Raw genomic sequence first — 15,447 nt, 5'->3', positions numbered from 1 at the left:
CGTCACGATCACTGGAGAAGACGATGAGCATGGTCGAGCAATCCCTGGGACAGTTGGCCCGCAGCATTCCCGGCGCCACCCAGGTTTTTCATGAATACGAACTGGACTTCTGCTGCGGAGGCAAGAAAAGCCTGGCCGAGGCGGCTGCCCAGCGTTCGCTGGATGTGTCGCAGATCGAGGCCCGGCTCGTCGCGCTGGCGCGGAACGCGCCGCAGGAAAGGGATTGGGGCCTGGCTTCGCCCGCGGAACTGATCGATCACATCCTGGAGCGCTATCACGAGGTACACCGCCAGCAGCTGCCCGAACTGATCCGGTTGGCGCTGAAAGTGGAACAGGTGCACGCCGCCAGCCCGGATTGTCCGACCGGCCTGGCGGACCACCTGCGCGTCATGCAGCAGGAACTGGAAAGCCATATGCAGAAAGAGGAACAGGTGCTGTTCCCCATGCTGGCCCGCGGGCACGGCGCCATGGCGACCATGCCCATCCGGGTCATGCGCATGGAGCACGACGACCACGGCGTGGCGCTGGAGCGCCTGCTGGCCCTGACCAACGGCCTGACCCTGCCGCGCGCCGCCTGCAATACCTGGCGGGCGCTCTACCTCGGCATCCGGACCTTCAAGGAAGACCTGATGGCGCACATCCACCTGGAAAACAACATCCTGTTCGAAAACGCCGCCGGCCCGGCCGAGCCGCCCGCAATGCAACGGGCGGTGGGCTGAAAGACGCAGCGCTGGGCGGGGCGGCCAGCCCCGCCCAGGAGGAATCCGGCATGAACATCGACAAATTCAAACAGCAACACGTGGATATCCTGCAGGGTATCGCCTCGCTGCGCCGGCTGGCGCATGCGGGCGTTGCCCGCAACGCGGCCGAGATCGCGCGCGGCATCGTGTCCATCAGCGCGACGATCAAGCTGCACCTGGCCGTCGAGGACAGGGCCCTGTACCCGGCCGTTGCCCGCAGCGCCGACGCCGACCTGGCCCGCACCAGCCGCGCCTTCCAGGATGAAATGGACGAGATCGCGCGCAGCTACGAGGACTTCGCCCGCCGCTGGAACAATGCGGGCAGCCTGGAACGGGACGAAGCCGGCTTCCGGGCGGACGCCAATATCGTGCTGCGCCGCGTCCATGAACGCATGCAGCGCGAAAACCGGGATCTCTATCCCCGCATCGAAGCGCTGTAGCGCCTAGCGTTCCTCGGGAGGGACGCCCGCCAGGCCGCGCAGCAGGCTGGCATGGGCGTCCAGGTCGACGGGGCGATGCTTGCGCTCCGTGCTGGCCGGGTACCGGCCCAGGTAGTTCCCGCCCTTGCAGTCGCTGGCCGGCCGCACGGGGCGGGGCGCGAAGCCGCCGCCGCAATTGGGGCAGACGTTGCCCAGCAGGCCTTCCGCGCAATCGGCGCAGAAGGTGCATTCGAAGCTGCATATCCTGGCCTTGGAGGATGCCGGCGGCAACGCGGTGTCGCAGTGTTCGCAAGTCGGACGCAAGGCGAGCATGGGGAGCTCCTGGGACGGTGGACTTCCAGGGTAGGCGCTTACGCGCCGGACGGCCATGCGGATCCGGACACAAAAGGAATGAAAACGGCCATGCGCGAGGCGCATATCCGGCCACCGCCTGTAAACTCGGAAAACCTCACGGGGCGACAGGGGATTCTTGATGGCCGGAAGCAGTTTCTTTGCATTGTTCGACGACATCGCCACCATCCTGGACGACGTATCCGTCATGACCAAGGTGGCCGCCAAGAAAACCGCCGGGGTCCTCGGCGACGACCTGGCGCTGAACGCGCAGCAGGTCACCGGCGTGCCCGTCAACCGCGAGCTGGCGGTGGTCTGGGCGGTGGCCAGGGGCTCCTTCGTCAATAAACTGATCCTGGTGCCGGCGGCGCTGCTCATCAGCGCTTTCGCGCCCTGGGCCATTACGCCGCTCCTGATGCTGGGCGGCGCGTTCCTCTGCTATGAGGGCGTCGAGAAGCTGGCCCATCAATACCTGTCGCACGGCGATTCCCCCGAAGGCCACCACGCGGCGCTTTCCGAAGCCCTGCAGGACAGGGCTGTCGACATGGTCGCCTTCGAGCGGTCCAAGATCAAAGGCGCGGTGCGCACCGATTTCATCCTGTCGGCGGAAATCATCGTCATCAGCCTGGGGGCGGTGGCCGACGCCGACTTCGTCCGCCAGGTCATGGTGCTGTCCATCATCGCCGTCGCCATGACGGTCGGCGTCTATGGCCTGGTGGCCGGCATCGTCAAGCTGGATGACCTGGGCCTGTACCTCAGCCGCAAGCCGTCGCGGGCCCTGGCCTGGCTGGGCAGCCGCATCGTGGGCGCCGCGCCCTACCTGATGAAAACGCTGTCCGTGGTGGGCACGGCGGCCATGTTCATGGTCGGAGGCGCCATCCTGACGCACGGCATCGCGCCCGTGCACGGGCTCATCGAACACGCTGCCGCCGCCGTGGGCGAGGGCGGCGTGGTCCCCGCGCTGGTTTCCACCCTGCTCAACGCTCTCTTTGGCGTCGTTGCCGGGGCCGTGGTGCTGGGGGCCGTCGGCCTGGCCACGCGGCTGTTCGCCAAGCGCTGACGCCCGGCGCGCCCTCGGCGGGCGCGCCGCCCCAGGGCCTGTTCATACTAAATCGAGCCTTGCGCAGGCCCTAGGGAATCCCCTGCCTTGTTGCGCCGGCATAGTGATGCCTAAAATTGGCGCCAATTTATGTGATTATTATTTCGACCACCGGCATAGACCACGGTACGCCCAAGGTGCCCGTGGAAAAGAGGAAATCATGCAGTCCGACGCAGCACTCGCCATCCAACCCGACGCCGCCCGCGCCCGGGCCATCTACGATCTGGGCCACAGCACCGTCTTCGCGGCGCGCACCGATCCGCGCTTTTCCTATTGCATGTACGTGCCGCCGCATATCGACGCGGCCAAGCACCCCATGGAACTGGTCGTGATCATGCACGGCACGGGCCGGGCCTTCGTGGAATACCGCGACGCGTTCGCGGAGTTCGCCCGCTGGAACGACTGCATCGTGCTGTGCCCGCTGTTTCCCGTCGGCCCGCTGGGCGATGGCAACCGCGACGGCTTCAAGCAGCTGCGCGAAGGCGATATCCGCTATGACCAGATCCTGCTGGACATGGTGGCGGAGGTGGGCGAGAAGTTCGGCCGCGATTTCAAGCAGTTCGCCCTGTTCGGCTATTCGGGCGGCGGCCAGTTCGTGAACCGCTTCGCGCTGTTGCACCCCGAACGCCTGTGGGCCGTGTCGATCGGCGCGCCGGGTTCGGTGACGCTGCTGGACCCGGAGCAGGACTGGTGGGTGGGCGTGCGCGACGTGGAAGCTCGCTACGGCAAGCGCATCGACGTGGATGCCCTGCGCAAGGTGGCCGTGCACATGATCGTGGGCAAGGCCGACCTGGAAACCTGGGAAATCACGCACCGCGAAGGCGGCAAGTTCTTCATGCCCGGCGCGAATTCCGCCGGCAAGAACCGTCCGGAGCGCCTGGAATCGCTGCGCCGTTCGTTCGAGGCCGCGGGCGTGGACGTGACGCTGGACATGGTGGACAACGTGCCGCACGACGGCCTGAAATGCGTCGGCCAGGTCCAGGATTTCCTGGCCGTGGCGCTGGCCAGGCTGCGCAATGCGTAACACCGGAATCTTGAAGCGCGCGCGGCGCGGATGCCCGCGCGCGGGGCAATAAGGAGAGGGTCATGCTGCGTTTCGCGCTATCCCGTATCGTCATGGCCGTGCCCACGCTGCTGATCGTGGCGGTGGCCGTGTTCGTGATGATCCGGCTCATCCCCGGCGACCCGGCCCAACTGCTGCTGGGCGACCTGGCCACGCCGGCCGCGCTGGCGGACCTGCGGGCCAGGCTGGGCCTGGACCAGACCTGGGCGACCCAGTTCGGAATCTGGTTCGGCAACATGCTGCACGGCGACCTGGGCGCCTCCATCAATACCGGCCAGCCGGTGCTGCCGCTGGTGTGGGACCGCTTCCTGATCAGCGGCCGCGTGGTGCTGGTGGCGGTGCTGTTCGCCGCGCTGGTGGCGGTGCCGGCGGGCATGATCGCGGCCTGGAAGCAGAACAAGGCTCCGGACCTGTTCCTGGTCGGGACGGCCACGCTGCTGGTGTCCATCCCGACTTTCTGGCTGGGCCTGCTGCTCCTGATCTTCTTCGGCCTGAAACTGCAGTGGCTGCCGGTGGTGGGCTACGTGTCGATCGGCGACGACTGGAAGGCGGGCCTGCTGTACCTGGTCATGCCGATCGCCACGCTGTTCCTGCACGAGATCGGCGTCCTGATGCGGATGGCGCGTGCCAGCACGCTGGAAGTCCTGAGGCTGGACTACATCACTCACGCGCGCGCCAAGGGCCTGTCCGAATCGGCCGTGCTGATGCGCCACGCCTTCCGCAATGCCTTCGGCCCGACATGGACCTTGATCGGCCTGGTGCTGGGCAACCTGCTGGGCGGCATCGCGGTGGTGGAAACCGTGTTCACGATTCCCGGCCTGGGCCGTCTGCTGGTGGATTCGATCTTCGCCCGCGACTATCCCGTGATCCAGGGCTGTCTGCTGTTCGTGGGCGTGGTCTACGTGATCGTGAACCTGCTCATCGACCTCTGCTATCCCATCTTCGACCCGAGAGTGACCGCCGAATGAAAAAGCGAATCCCGGCCAATGCGCTACTGGGCGGCGCGATCGTGGCGCTGATGATCGTCGCGGCGATCATGGGCGCCTTCTGGACGCCCCACGACCCGCTCAAGATCAATTTCGCGGCGCGCCTGCGCCCGCCCGGCGGGGATTTCCTGCTGGGCACGGACGAGTTCGGCCGCGACGAACTGTCCCGCCTCCTGGCGGGAGCGTCCAGCAGCGTCTGGATCAGCCTCCTGACCGTGACCTTCGCCATCGTGGCGGGCACGGCCATCGGCACCCTGACCGGCTTTGTGCGGGGCTGGACCGACCGCGTCATCATGGCGTTCAACAATGCGCTGCTGGCCTTTCCCGGTCTGTTGCTGGCGCTGGGCCTGCTGGCCGTGGTGGGCGCGAACAAGTACGGCATCATCCTGGCGCTGGGCCTGGCCTATACGCCCTCGGTGACGCGCATCGTGCGCGGCACGGTGCTGTCCCTGCGCGAGAAGGAATTCATCGAGTCTTCCCGGGTGCTGGGCAACTCCGAGCTCTACACCATGTTCCGCCACGTGCTGCCCAACTGCGTGGCGCCGCTGACCGTGCTGGCCACGTCGATGTTCGGCTGGGTGATCCTGGCGGAAAGCGCGCTGTCCTTCCTGGGCCTGGGCGTTCCGCCGCCCGCGCCCACCTGGGGCAACATGCTCGCGGCGGCGCGGCCGTTCATGGCGCAGGCATCCTATCTTTCCATTCTTCCCGGCCTGGCCATCGCGCTCGCGCTGCTGGGGATCAACCTGCTGGGCGACGCGGTGCGAGACCGCCTCGATCCCCGCATGAGGGGCGTGCAATGAGCGCACTGGTATCCGTATCGAATCTGTCCCTGACGGTGGGGCCGGGCGGACGCGAGATCGTCGGCGGCGTGTCGTTCGACGTGGCGCCGGGCGAGATGGTCGGCATCGTCGGGGAGTCCGGCAGCGGCAAGACCCAGGCTGCGCGCGCCATCATGGGGCTGACGCCTCCGCCGCTGGTGGTGGCGGGCGGTTCCATCCTGTTCGAAGGCGTGGACGTCACGAAGGCGAGCGCGGCGGCGCTGCGCAAGCTGCGCGGGGCGCGCATAGGCATGGTGTTCCAGGAACCCATGACCTCGCTCAATCCCTCCATGTCCATCGGGCGCCAGCTGGACGAAGGCCTGAAGCTGCACCGCAGGGACCTGCCGGCGGAAGCGCGCCGCGAACGCATCCTGGAAATGCTGCGGCGCGTGGGCATCCGCGACCCGAAGGGGGCGATGGAGGCCTGGCCGCACGAGTTCTCGGGCGGCATGCGGCAGCGCATGATGCTGGCCTCCGTGATGCTGCTGGAGCCGGCCCTCCTGATCGCGGACGAACCCACCACGGCGCTGGATGCGGTGGTGCAGCGCGACGTGCTGGAACTGATGGTGGACCTGACCCGCGAACACCATACCGCCGTGCTGATGATCAGCCACGACCTGCCCATGGTGGCGCGCTACACCGAGCGCATGGTGGTCATGCAGCATGGCAAGGTGCTGGAAACCGGCACCACGGCCGGCATCCTGGAACGGCCGCAGCATCCCTACACGCGCAAGCTGCTGGACGCCATGCCGCGCCGCCTGCCGGCGCGACCGCAGACGAAGGAAGCGCCGATCGTCGAGGTCAAGAACCTGATCGTGGACTACGCGGGCCATCAGCGGCTGTTTTCCCGCACGGGGGCCAAGCGCGCGCTGAACGGCATCGACCTGCACGTCAAGCCGCGGGAAGTGGTGGCGGTGGTCGGCGGTTCCGGGTCGGGCAAGACCACGCTGGGGCGGGCCATCGCGGGACTCCTGACGCCCACATCGGGCCAGATCCTGTTCCGGAACCAGCAGGCGGGGCGCCGCACGCCGGCCTGGCGCGACTACCGCCTGAACTGCCAGATGGTGTTCCAGGATCCCTATTCATCGCTGGATCCGCGCATGACCATCGGGCAATTGGTGGGCGAGGGCCTGCGCATGCTGAACGACATGCCCGCGGCCGACAAGCGCCGCCGCGTGGACGAAGTGCTGGCGGAAGTGGGCCTGGGCTCGGAATACGCCAAGCGTTTCCCGCACGAACTGTCCGGAGGCCAGCGCCAGCGGGTGGCGATCGCCCGCGCGGTGGTGCGGCGGCCCGCTTTCGTGATCGCGGACGAGCCGGTTTCCGCGCTGGACGTGACGGTGCGCGCGCAGGTGCTGGACCTGTTCGCCGATCTGCAGGAGCGCCACGGATTCTCCTGCCTGTTCATCAGCCACGACCTCGGCGTGGTGGAGCAGGTGGCCGACCGCGTGGTGGTGATGCGCGACGGCGGCATCGTGGAGCAGGGCAGCCGGGACGAGGTATTCGACCATCCGCGCGAGGACTATACCCGCAGCCTGCTTTCGGCCATTCCGGCGCTGGAATCGACCGAGACCGGCGGGGTCCGCCTGCGCTGGCGGCTGGAGGGGCAGGAACCCTTGCGGGCGACGGCGTAGGCCCTGGGGATGGCGCCGCGCGGGCTTGCTGGCGCGGCGCTGACTTGCCCCTAAAATACGCGCTTAGGATTTGATTGACGGGAGGGGTTCATGCCGAAAGCGGCGGCGACACGGCCCGGCCTGGTTGATCGTATTGCCCATGATATTCAGGCGGGCGTATATGGTCCCGGCGCCTGGCTGAAACAGATCGACCTGCAGGAACGTTACGAGGCCAAGCGCCTGGACGTCCGGCGGGCGCTAGACCAATTGGCCGCGAAGCGGCTGATTGCGCACATTCCGAACCGGGGCTACCACGTGTATGCCATGGACCCGGACCAGCACCTGCAGATCCGGGACATCCGCATCCTGCTCGAAACGGGCGCGGCTGCAGACCTGATGCCCAACGTCACCGCCGCCAAGGTGAGGGCGTTGCGCGCCCTGGCCGAGCGTTTCGCCGAGCTGCTCCAGGACGGCACGCTGCTGGAGCAGTACGAAGTCAACCTGGCGTTTCACGCCGGCATGTACGACATGTGCCGCAACCGCGAGCTGGCCGCGCTGATCCAGGAAACCCGCGCCCGCGGGCCGGCGGCGCCGGCCAAGGAATGGGTGACGCGCTCGCGCATAGAGACCTCCGCGCGCGAGCACTTCGACATGGTCGAGGCGCTGGAAGCGCGCGACGTGAAACGGCTGCAGAAAATCATCGCGGCGCACGTCGGCCAAGACATCTCCTGAACCTCTTCTCCCCATCGTCCGCGGCGGCCATCCTGGAAAGGAGGCCGCCGCGGCGCATTTCGCGCTCCGTTTCAGGGATACCCCGTATGGCGGCGGCCGGCGGAGCGTCCATAATTGTCTACTTATTTTGGCGCCAATATGTGCGTGAATCTTGCGCCGCACGCCCCGGGAGTTTTTGCATGCACCACGTTTTCGTCCCCAGAGCGCTCGCGCTCAGCCTGGCCCTGGCCGCAGCCGGTCCGGCCCACGCGGAATTGTTGACCGTCGCCCAACCGGCCGACATCCGCTCGACCAATCCCGGCGTCAACCGTGACAACACGACGGATGGCGTGGTGCTCAACATTGTCGAAGGTCTCGTCGGCTACCGCGAGAACGGCACGGTGGGTCCCTTGCTGGCCAAGTCGGTGGATCTGTCGGAAGACGGCCTAACCTACACCTTCAAGCTGCGCGACGGCGTCAAGTTCCATAACGGCGCCGCGCTGAGCTCGGCGGACGTGCTGTGGAACTGGCAGCGCTACATGGATCCGAAAACGGACTGGCGCTGCCGCAGCGATTTCGACGGCCGCAATGGCCTGAAGGTGACGGACGTGTCGGCGCCCGACGCCCAGACCGTGGTGATGAAGCTGGACCGCAAGTCGGCGGTCTTCCTGGATTCGCTTGCCCGCACCGACTGCGGCATGACGGCCATCCTGTCCAAGGATTCCGTCGCCGCCGATGGCTCCTGGATCAAGCCGGTCGGCACCGGCCCGTTCATGCTCAAGGAATGGAAGCGCGGCGAGTACACCCTGTTGTCCGCCTTCAAGGACTACGTCTCTCCCGCCGGCGATAAGCCGGACGGCTACGTGGGTTCCAAGCGCCCGCTGGTGGACGAGGTGAAATTCCTGGTCGTGCCGGACCCGTCCACCTCGAAGGCGGGCTTGATGTCGGGCGCCATCGACGCCGGGCAGATCACCAGCACCGACTTTACCGAACTGAAGAGCGCGCCGAACCTGAACGTGTTCGGTCCGCACGACGCCACCAAGCACGCGCTGCTGTTCCAGACCCAGGACCCGGTGCTGAAGAACGTGAAGCTGCGCCAGGCCATCGCCGCCTCGCTGGACATCCCGCAAGTGGTGGCGGCTGCCTCGGAAGGCCTGGGCCAGCTGAACAACTCCGCCGTTTATGCCGGCTCCGCCTACTATCAGGACGCCGAAAAGCGCACCTACAAGTACGATCCGGCGCGCGCGCAGCAGCTGCTGAAGGAAGCCGGCTACAAGGGCGAGCCCATCGTCATCTACGCCAACAAGCGCGCCCACGTGCCCAGCTACCAGGTGGCGGTGATCGCGCAGGCCATGATGCAGGCGGTGGGCATCAACGCCAAGATCGAAGTGCTGGAATGGGCCACGCAGCTGGACCGCTACAACACCGGTAAATACCAGATCAGCTCGTTCACCTATTCGTCGCGCCTCGATCCCGCGCTGAGCTTCGAGCAGTTCGCCGGGGACAAGGCCAAGCAGCCCCGCAAGGTCTGGGACGACCCCGCCGCGCAGAAGCTGATCGACGAGAGCTTCCTGGAATCGGACCCGGCCAAGCGCCAGGCCCTGTTCGACCAGCTGCACGCGCTGATGCTGGAACAGACGCCGCTGCTGGTGCTCTACAACGGCGCGGACGCCTGGGCGAATAACAAGCGGGTCCAGGGCTTTTCGGTCTGGGAGGGCAAGCCGCGCGTCTGGGAAACCAAGGTGGCCGCCGGGAAGTAGGGGGCGGGGACGCCAGGCACATGAGCAGGTCGCGGCCTTGCCTGGCAACGGAGGCCCGCCAGCAAAAAACGCCACGGCGGGATCCGCCGTGGCGTCGGGTAAACCGATCTGACGGGCGCCCGCCAGGCGCCGGGGCCGGCCGGGCGCTGCCGCAAAAACCGGCCGGCGCTATTTCGAGGAGATTCTCTCCACTTCCCAGGCGCGCGGCTTCTTCACCGCCCAGGGCTGGTATCCCTGCACATTCGCCCGGTACGCCCCGATGTCCAGCCCGTTGTAAAGCGGAATGCTGGGCACCTCCGCCAGGAACAGCTTATGCAACTGGTCGAACGCGGCCTGCCGCTTCGCATGGTCGGTATCCACCGATGCCGTATCGATCAGCTTCAGCGCTTCCGGGCTGTCCCAGACCTTGCGGGGCTGTTTTGCCTTGTCGCCCGTCACCATCTCGTAGTTCAGCGCCGCGTCCAGGCGGGCGGAATAGGGGAAGGCCATCATCTGGTAGGTGCCGGCGTTGTAGCGGTCCAGCTGCGTCGCCCACTCCACCACCGACAAGCGCGCGTTGATGCCCGCGGCCTGCAGCATGGCTTGCAGGATCACCGCCGAGTTGTACGACTGCGGGTAGCGCTTGGTCGTCATCAGCACCAGTTCCTGGCCCTTGTAGCCCGCCTCCTGCAGCAGCTTCTGCGACAGCGCCACGTCATAGTTCCAGCCCTGCTTCTGCGCGGCATCGTGATAGGGAGACACCAGGGGCACGATGGAATTGTTGGGCTGGGCCAGCCCCTCGGTCACGGCGCCGGCGAGCTGGGCGTAGTCGATGGCGTGAGCCAGGGCCTGGCGCATCTTGGGATTGGAGAGCAGCGGGTCCTTGGTCTGCAACAGCAGCGCCGTCATGCTCATCACGGGCGCGTACGCCACCTTGATGTTCGGCGTCTTCTGCAGGACCGGCACGTCGCTGTTGGACAGGTCTTCGATGATGTCGATGTCGCCGCGCTCCAGCGCCGCCTTGGCCGTGGAATCGTCGGGCACGATGACGAACCGCACCTCGTCCACCAGCGGGCGCTTGGATCCGGTGTAGCCGTCCCGCTTGCCGCCGAGGTTGGCGTAGTCGGTGAACTTCGTCAGGCGCACGTATTCGCCGCGCTTCCATTCGGCCAGCGCGAAGGGGCCGGTGCCGATGGGTTTGTCCCAGGTGCCGTCGGCCTTGACCGAATCCTTGTGCAGGATGCCCGTGCCGCCGCAATCCGTGCGCGCCAGCGACGCCAGGAACAGCGCGCTGGGCTTCTCCAGCCGGTACACGACCGTGTGGGCGTCCGGCGCTTCCACGCCGGTGACCTTCACGGTGCCGCGGCCATCGAATTCGCTGGCGCAGCGCCAGCCCGACTTGGCCGCCGTGTAATGCTGCCAGCTCCACAGCACGTCCGCCGACGTCAGCGGCGCGCCGTTGTGGAATTTAACGTCGTCGCGCAGCTTGAAGGTATAGGTCTTGCCGTCGGGGCTGATGTCGATCGACTTGGCCAGCAGGGGGCGGACCTCGGCGTCTTCGCCATAGGCGACCAGGCCTTCGACGATGTGCAGCACGACCGCGTCGCTATTGCTGTCGCGGTTCACGCCGGGTTCGGTCGAGCGGATGTCGGCCGTCAGCGAAATGCGCAGGGGCGCGGCACCCTGCGCCCACGCCGGGGCGGACAAGCCGCCCAGGGCCAGCGCAACCGCGGCGCTCAATAGATGGATTTTCATGTCTATGTCTTCCTCGGGTTGCGCCGGCGTCCGCGCGCTCAGGCGGCGGCCAGCAATTCGGGTTCGGCGTTCAGGCTGTACCGGGTGAAGCTGCGGTTCAGGGCGGGCAGCGGAGCGACTTCCATCAGGCCGGCGGCGGGTTCCATGATGACCATGGCGACCGTGGCCGACAGGTTGTCGTGGCTGCCCGGGCGCGGCGGGCGGCACACCGAATAGGGCGTGCCGAAATCGTCGAACAGGGCGCGCTTGAGGTCTTCCCGCGTCAGTTGCTGGCGCTCGTTCAGCAGACGGCGCACGCGCCAGTCGCGGTAGGCGCTTTCAGGCGTGCTGGCGCGGCCCGTGTCGCGCAGCTTGCTCAAGGCCACTTCGCTGACCCAGTGGTTGGCGTGGACGATCAGGTCGTCGTTGCCGGGGTAGATGGGGAAGGCCTCGTCGATAGTGCATTCATAGTCCACGCCGAACCCCGCCGCCATGCCGATCATGATGTTGTTCGAGCAGGACTTGGGTGTCGTCGCCACCGCCTTGATGGCGAGCGCGAAATGCTCCTGCTCCAGCACCTTGCGGCGGATCAGCGACAGCGGCACGCCCAGCTGGCGGAAGTCGCGGTCGGATTCCAGGTAATTGGCGGTGATGGAGACGCCGGCGCTGTTCAGGCCGCTGCGCGCCAGGCCGCCCGCTTCGACGAAGGTCAGGATGTCGGGGCCGTTGTCGTTGCGCACGCGCAGCACGATGGCGGTCTCGGCGCACTCGGCGCGCCAGTCCCAGTTCTGGCCGTGGATGAGGCGCCCGTTGGCCGAGCGCGTGGGCAGGATCATCGCGCCGGTGCAGCCGTCGCCCGGCTCCAGTTCGGCGGCTTTCTTCTTCTCGGCGCGGGCCTTGGCGATCACCTCGGTGCGCGCGTTGACCATCACGATGTCCTCGAAAGGCACGTCGGCGCCGGCGGCGATGCCGCGCATTTCCTCCAGGTAATGGGGGGCGAAATTCTCGATTTCGCGGGCGAAGCTGGTGATGAGCTGGGTGCGCGCCATGGCGTCATAACCCAGATCGACCAGCGTCTGGCCATACATCGCGGCGCTCTTGCGCACGCGGTCGGCGGCTTGCTGGCCATAGGAGCGGCCGCGGGCCTCGGGCGAACCCGAAACCGATACGAAGGGAAATTGGGTGATCTGGGTCATGGACGGGTGGCGGCGAATTTCGCCGCGAAAGCAGGGATGAGAAATGAGTGCCGAAAAATGTTAGCTTATTTTGGCGCCAATATTGCTCAGGGTTTACCAGGGCAGACGCCGGCGCGGGTATGCGCCGGCGTCTGCCGCCACCGGCGTCAGCGGGCCCGCGCGTGGCGGGCGGTCAGGTCCGCGCAGGTCATGAACGAGGCGCCGGCGGTCCGGAAGCGGTCCAGCAATTGCTCGACCTTTTGCAGGCGGGCCGCCCGGCCGACGCCGATGTCCGCGCGCGGGTGCAGCGTCAGGCAGGCGTAGCCGTCCGCCTCCAGCAGCGCGTCGCCTTGTTCCACCCAGTGCGCATAGGCGCGGTCCTGGGTAACGCGTCGGCTGAAATGCGTGGCGTCGCACAGGCCTTCGCTCCAGGGCAGTTCCAGCATGCCCGGCCCGCCGTCGGCGTCCAGGGCATAGGGGGCGTCGTCGTCGATGGCGCTGCTGTCGTAGCGGTAGCCAAGCCGATGCAGCAGCGGTACGGTGCGGGGCGTGAATCCGCTGCTCGTGTAGCGGAAACCTTGCGGTAGCGAGCCGGTCAGTTTGGCCAGGCGGTCGCGGGCCCGCTCCAGCACTTCGCCTTCCCGGTCCCCCAGCGCAGCCAGGTCTTCGAAGGCGTTGCCGTGGGAGGCAATTTCGTGTCCGTCGCGCAGGCTTTGCTCCAGCAGGCCGAGGCACCGCTCGGCCTCGAAGGCGGGCCAGAACAGGGTGGCGCGGACGCCTTGCCGGCGCAGCATGTCCAGCACACGGGCCAGCCCTCCGCCATAAGCGTAGCGGCCGTGCGCGTCGCGGCCGTGCAGCGAGGATTCGGGCTGGGCCGCGGCCTCGGGGCCAATGCCGTGCACGTTCAGGGTGACAAGTACGGTCTTGCCGGCGCTCATGCGCTTCTCCAGGCATCGGGATGGGCCAGGCAGTGGCGGGCCAGCGTTTCCAGCGTCATGACGTGCACGTCGGGCTGCGCGTCCACGTAGGCAAGGAAACGGTCCAGGGCGGCGGCCCGCGCGGGCGTGCCGGAGCCTCCGGCCGCCTTGGGATGCACGGTCAGGTGCACATAGCCTTCGGCCCGGCGCAAGGCCTCGAACTCCTGCACCCAGTTGTCGCAGGCTTCCGCTGCCAGGCTGTGGCCCGTGAAATAAAAGGGGTAGTCGTCCAGCGAGACGGTATTGTTGGGCAGCATGATGAAGTCCGCCGCCGTGTCGTCCCCGCGCTCCGCGTCCGGGGGCAGGTAGGGCCGGTCCCGGTCTTTTTCGCTGGCGTCGTAGCGGTAGCCCAGGCGCCGCAGCACGGGCAGGGTGCGGTGGCTCTTGCGGCCCGACGGCGAACACCAGCCCACAGGCGTCACGCCCAGTTCCTGCTGGATGATGCGGTGGGTCTTCTCCAGCAGCGCGGGTTCGTCCTCGCCCAGATCCCAGGCTTCGTGCAGATAGCCGTGCGCGGCGATTTCGTGCCCCGCCGCCAGGATGTCGTGGAAGACGGCAGGGTAGTGCTCCACGTCATAGCCGCAGGCGAAAAACGTGGCGGGCATGCCGTGGCGGGCCAGTATCTCCAGGTGGCGGGGCACGCCTCGCCGGATGGCGTAGCGGCCCGCGGTGTGCGGGCCGGCGGGAAACTGCTTGCGGCCGACCTCGACGGCCGGGCCGTCGACGTGGACGGTGACGCAGAGCACCGCGCGCACGGGCGCTGCGTCCGCGGCGCGCAGCCCCTGTGCGCGCAATTCGCCGTCCAGCGCCAGCCAGGGGTTGGGGCAGGCGTCGGGTGCAACGCCATAGGGAATCCGTTGCATCAGCTGGCCTTGATGTTGGCGTTCTTGATCAGGGCGCGCCATTTGTCGCTTTCCGAGGCCACGAAGCGGCCCAGTTCCGCGGGCGTCCCGCCATGCAGTTCCAGCCCGTTTCGCGTCAGCTGCGCCAGGGCTGGCTGCTTGAGCGCGCTTTGCACGGCGTCGTTGAGCGTCCCGACGATGTCGGCGGGCGTGCCGGCGGGCGCGAACACGCCGTTCCAGCCGATGGCCTGATAGCCGGGAAAGCCGGATTCAGCCACGGTCGGCACCTCGGGCAGCGCTTGGGCGCGCTGCGCCGAAGTCACGGCCAGCGGGCGCGATTTACCGCCCTGGATGAATTGCTGCTGGTTGATCACCACGTCCATCAGGATCGGGAACTGTCCGCCCAGGAAGTCGTTGACCGCCGCCGCCGCGCCCTTGTACGGAACGCCGGGCAGGTCCAGCCCCGCCGTGGCCTTGAGCAGCTCCATGGCCAGGTGCGCCGAACTGCCGTTCTGCGTGATGCCGTAGAAGTACTTGCCCGGATTGGCCTTGATGATGGCCACGAGCTCCTGCAAATTGCGCGCCGGGAACGACGGATGCACGACCAGCACGTTGTTGTAGTAGCAGACCATCGACACCGGCGCGAAATCCTTGATGGGGTCGTAGGCGATGTTCTCGTACAGGCTCTGGTTCACGGTATGCGTGCCGGTGGAGCCGAGCGCGATGGTGTAGCCGTCGGGCACGGCGCGCGCCGCCTGCTGAGTGCCGATGATGCCCGCCGCGCCGCCTTTGTTGATGACGACGACGCTTTGCTTGAGGGCTTCGCCGATGCCCTGGGCCAGCGGACGCGCCACCAGGTCGGTGCCGCCGCCGGCCGGGAAGGGCACGATGAACTGGACGGGGCGCTCGGACGGATAGCCGGCCGCCCAGGCTCGGCCCGGCCGGCCCAGCGCCGCGCCCGCCAGGGCGGCGGCGGAAGCCCCCAGGAAATGGCGGCGGCTGATTCCGCCTTCGGTGCCGCGAAATTGCTTCATGGATATTCCCCTTGTCGTGGTCCGCAAGCCTTCGTCCCATGGATTGGCATACGGGTGCTAAGTGACAAATATCATTATTCGATAAAAATTTAACTATTCCAAGTTTAATTTATCTATAAATGATAAAAATGGGAATATTCATAGCT

Annotated in this window: 15 protein-coding genes; 9 read left to right on the top strand and 6 right to left on the bottom strand. The window is 67.0% G+C overall.

Features of this window, described 5'->3' with window-relative positions; translation table 11 throughout:
- Positions 1-23: 23 nt before the first annotated feature.
- Both ytfE and ACN6PJ_RS24505 read left to right on the top strand, forming a co-directional pair.
- Positions 24-719 (top strand): iron-sulfur cluster repair protein YtfE, encoded by a 696-nt coding sequence (ytfE, locus tag ACN6PJ_RS24510; protein WP_427998394.1) that lies wholly within the window; start codon positions 24-26, stop codon positions 717-719.
- Between the two features lie 50 nt (positions 720-769).
- Positions 770-1,180 (top strand): hemerythrin domain-containing protein, encoded by a 411-nt coding sequence (locus ACN6PJ_RS24505; protein ID WP_427998393.1) that lies wholly within the window; start codon positions 770-772, stop codon positions 1,178-1,180.
- 3 nt (positions 1,181-1,183) lie between these two features.
- On the opposite strand, the gene ACN6PJ_RS24500 is transcribed toward ACN6PJ_RS24505, so the two are convergent.
- The gene (locus ACN6PJ_RS24500) at positions 1,184-1,492 is read right to left on the bottom strand and encodes a DUF1272 domain-containing protein (protein ID WP_427998392.1); all 309 of its coding nucleotides are present in this window, start codon (positions 1,490-1,492) and stop codon (positions 1,184-1,186) included.
- 160 nt (positions 1,493-1,652) lie between these two features.
- On the opposite strand from ACN6PJ_RS24500, the gene ACN6PJ_RS24495 reads away from it, so the two are divergent.
- The 7 genes from ACN6PJ_RS24495 to ACN6PJ_RS24465 all read left to right on the top strand — a co-directional run bounded on the left by ACN6PJ_RS24495 (position 1,653) and on the right by ACN6PJ_RS24465 (position 9,560).
- Positions 1,653-2,570 carry a DUF808 domain-containing protein gene (locus tag ACN6PJ_RS24495; protein WP_427998391.1) on the top strand — a complete coding sequence of 306 codons (918 nt, stop codon included), beginning with the start codon at positions 1,653-1,655 and terminating at the stop codon, positions 2,568-2,570.
- 199 nt (positions 2,571-2,769) lie between these two features.
- Complete coding sequence (locus ACN6PJ_RS24490; protein ID WP_427998390.1) at positions 2,770-3,633, top strand: alpha/beta hydrolase; 864 nt, start codon at positions 2,770-2,772, stop codon at positions 3,631-3,633.
- A 62-nt stretch (positions 3,634-3,695) separates the two neighbouring features.
- On the top strand, positions 3,696-4,640 hold the full coding sequence (locus ACN6PJ_RS24485; RefSeq protein WP_427998389.1) for an ABC transporter permease: 945 nt from the start codon (positions 3,696-3,698) through the stop codon (positions 4,638-4,640).
- A complete protein-coding gene (locus ACN6PJ_RS24480; RefSeq protein WP_427998388.1) occupies positions 4,637-5,458 on the top strand; it encodes an ABC transporter permease in 822 nt (273 codons plus the stop codon). Before ACN6PJ_RS24485 ends, ACN6PJ_RS24480 begins: the two co-directional genes overlap by 4 nt.
- Complete coding sequence (locus tag ACN6PJ_RS24475; RefSeq protein WP_427998387.1) at positions 5,455-7,110, top strand: ABC transporter ATP-binding protein; 1,656 nt, start codon at positions 5,455-5,457, stop codon at positions 7,108-7,110. The genes ACN6PJ_RS24480 and ACN6PJ_RS24475 overlap by 4 nt, the downstream gene beginning before the upstream one ends.
- A 90-nt stretch (positions 7,111-7,200) precedes the next feature.
- Positions 7,201-7,821, top strand: coding sequence for a GntR family transcriptional regulator (locus ACN6PJ_RS24470; protein ID WP_043543468.1), 621 nt, complete (start codon positions 7,201-7,203; stop codon positions 7,819-7,821).
- Between the two features lie 179 nt (positions 7,822-8,000).
- Entirely contained in the window at positions 8,001-9,560 is a 1,560-nt protein-coding gene (locus ACN6PJ_RS24465) for an ABC transporter substrate-binding protein (RefSeq protein WP_427998386.1), read from the top strand.
- A 168-nt stretch (positions 9,561-9,728) separates the two neighbouring features.
- Here ACN6PJ_RS24465 and ACN6PJ_RS24460 read toward each other — a convergent pair whose 3' ends face one another.
- The 5 genes from ACN6PJ_RS24460 to ACN6PJ_RS24440 form a co-directional block, all read right to left on the bottom strand.
- Positions 9,729-11,294, bottom strand: coding sequence for an ABC transporter substrate-binding protein (locus ACN6PJ_RS24460; RefSeq protein WP_427998385.1), 1,566 nt, complete (start codon positions 11,292-11,294; stop codon positions 9,729-9,731).
- A gap of 38 nt (positions 11,295-11,332) precedes the next feature.
- Positions 11,333-12,469 (bottom strand): C45 family autoproteolytic acyltransferase/hydolase, encoded by a 1,137-nt coding sequence (locus ACN6PJ_RS24455; RefSeq protein WP_427998384.1) that lies wholly within the window; start codon positions 12,467-12,469, stop codon positions 11,333-11,335.
- A 146-nt stretch (positions 12,470-12,615) separates the two neighbouring features.
- Positions 12,616-13,386, bottom strand: a complete 771-nt coding sequence (locus ACN6PJ_RS24450; protein ID WP_427998383.1) for a polysaccharide deacetylase family protein — start codon at positions 13,384-13,386, stop codon at positions 12,616-12,618.
- Complete coding sequence (locus tag ACN6PJ_RS24445; protein ID WP_427998382.1) at positions 13,383-14,288, bottom strand: polysaccharide deacetylase family protein; 906 nt, start codon at positions 14,286-14,288, stop codon at positions 13,383-13,385. The genes ACN6PJ_RS24450 and ACN6PJ_RS24445 overlap by 4 nt, the downstream gene beginning before the upstream one ends.
- A complete protein-coding gene (locus ACN6PJ_RS24440; protein ID WP_427998381.1) occupies positions 14,288-15,301 on the bottom strand; it encodes a Bug family tripartite tricarboxylate transporter substrate binding protein in 1,014 nt (337 codons plus the stop codon). Before ACN6PJ_RS24440 ends, ACN6PJ_RS24445 begins: the two co-directional genes overlap by 1 nt.
- Between the last annotated feature and the right edge of the window lie 146 nt (positions 15,302-15,447).

This window comes from Achromobacter sp., assembly GCF_050285585.1.
Taxonomy (GTDB): domain Bacteria; phylum Pseudomonadota; class Gammaproteobacteria; order Burkholderiales; family Burkholderiaceae_B; genus Achromobacter.
This window is presented reverse-complemented; position numbering and strand designations above follow the sequence as displayed.